This is a genomic window from Deltaproteobacteria bacterium (assembly GCA_005879795.1).
In the GTDB taxonomy this organism is placed as follows: Bacteria; Desulfobacterota; Binatia; order DP-6; family DP-6; genus DP-6.
In genome coordinates this window covers 1-1928 of the sequence record VBKJ01000266.1, presented here as the reverse complement: position 1 = coordinate 1928, position 1928 = coordinate 1, and the positions used below count along the sequence as shown (strand labels likewise).

Genomic DNA, 1928 nt, shown 5'->3' with positions numbered 1-1928 from the left:
CCCTCTACCTGACGGACCTGGCGATGTGGCGGGCGACGCGCGCGATCATGGACGGCCGCTTCGCCGACGGCGAGGAGCAGGCGAAGCGCGCGGTCGAGCTCGGTCGGCGGGAGCACGACGCGCAACCCACCATGCGTCACGAGATTCAGACGTTCGTCCTCCACTATCACCAAGGTCGTCTCGACCAGCACCTCGGACGGTCGCAGCCCCGCGCCGACGTGCCCGCCCCGATGCTCGGACGCTGCTTCCGTGCATTCTGGTGGAGCGAGATGGACCGCAAGGCCGAAGCACAGCTCGAGCTTTCCGCGCTGGCGAAGGAGGGCTTTCCGCTGCCCCACGACGGGGCCTGGGTGGTCTCGATGGGCCTTCTCTCCGCCGTCGCCGCGGAGCTGAACGACCGCGCGAGTGCGGCGACGCTGTACGACCTCCTGGTGCCCTACGCCGGTCGCGTCGGGATCGCGGCCGCGGGGCTCGCGTGCTCGGGGTCCGTCTCCTACCACCTCGGCCTGCTGGCCTCGACGCTCGGCCGCGTCGCCGAGGCGATTCGCCACTACGAGGACGCGGCGACGGTGCACGAGCGGATGGGCGCGCGACCCTTCCTCGCGTGGACCCAGCTCGCGCAAGCTCGCCTGCTCCTCACGCGCGATGCCGGCGCGCGCCTCCGCGAGGCCACGGCTCTCCTCACGAGCGCGCTCGCCACCGCGCGGGAGCTCGGGATGGACGGGCTCGTGGCGAAGGTGCGCCATCTCGGTCTCGACACCGCGGCCGCGGTCGATGCGCAAGAACCCGCCGATGGCGATGCGGTCTTTCGCAACGAGGGAGACTTCTGGACCGTCACGTACGCCGGCAGGTCCGCGCGCTTGAGGCACGGCAAGGGGCTCTGCGACATCGCAATCCTGCTCGCCAACCCGGGCCGGGAGATCCACGTCGCCGATCTGATCGCCGCCTCCACGACTGCGCCGCCCGACCCGCGCGGCGCGCCGACGGGGGAGGCGAGCACCGCGGAGCTCGTCGCGCAGGGTCTCCGGGTATCCCGAGGCGGCGCCGGAGATGCAGTGCTCGACCCCCGGGCACGGGCGGACTACCGGGAACGGCTGGCGGATCTGCACCGCGAGCTCGACGACGCCGAGCGCTGCAACGACGAGGGACGCGGGGCGCGCGCGCGCGCCGAGCTCGACTTCATCGCCGGGGAGCTGGCGTCCGCCTTTGGTCTCGGCGGCCGCGGTCGGCGGGCCGGCAGTCCGATCGAGCGCGCGCGCAAGGCGGTCGCCTCGCGCATTCGCTTCAGCCTCGTGCACATCGCGCGGGTGCATCCCGCGCTGGCGCACCACCTCCGTCGGTACGTTCGAACCGGGACGGTTTGCACCTACGTGGTGCCCGACGAGCCCGTGCGCTGGAGCGTCTGACGGCGATCGCCGCCTCGGGCTGCGCTCCCGTAGCGGGGCGCACCCGCGCCTCTGGCAGATTGCCACACGGTTTCTAGCGCCTCCAGGTCAGGGCCTCCCGAACGGGCGAGGCCCCCGAAAGGGAGGACATCCGAATGAGGCACGGACGGTGTTTGGCAGCATTCCTCGGCGTCCTGCTCTGGGGAGCTACCGGTCGTGCGGACATCACGAATACGACACCCTACGACTACGACTATCCGCCGAAGCCGGGGAAGGAGCGAGGAACGTACATGGCGGCGGCCACGGGCTCGCTCGGACCCGATTGCTTCTTCACCTTCATCGGGACGGCCAAGTACCTCCCCAACCCCGACGGCTCCGGCGGCAAGCACTGCACCAAGGGCAACATCGAGCTGAGCGGGAGTGGCCCGGCGTGCGGGGTGGGGAAGCCATTCGAGACCATGCCGGTCGTCAACCTGGCAGACTACACCTACAACGGCGATGGCACCTTGTGTGAACGGGTCAAGATCGTCGGCGGACCGCTCG

Annotated in this window: 2 protein-coding genes; both read left to right on the top strand. The window is 70.9% G+C overall.

The genetic code is table 11. The features are described 5' to 3' along the window. Nucleotides 1-23: 23 nt before the first annotated feature. Complete coding sequence (locus E6J59_19900; protein ID TMB15543.1) at nt 24-1406, top strand: hypothetical protein; 1383 nt, start codon at nt 24-26, stop codon at nt 1404-1406. A 134-nt stretch (nt 1407-1540) separates the two neighbouring features. Further along, on the top strand, nt 1541-1928 hold a 388-nt coding region (locus tag E6J59_19895; protein TMB15542.1), incomplete at its 3' end, for a hypothetical protein.

Coding starts and splice junctions, on each gene's coding strand:
- E6J59_19900 (TMB15543.1), top strand. CDS start 24: ATGTGGCGGGCGACGCGCGCGATCATGGACGGCCGCTTCGCCGACGGC.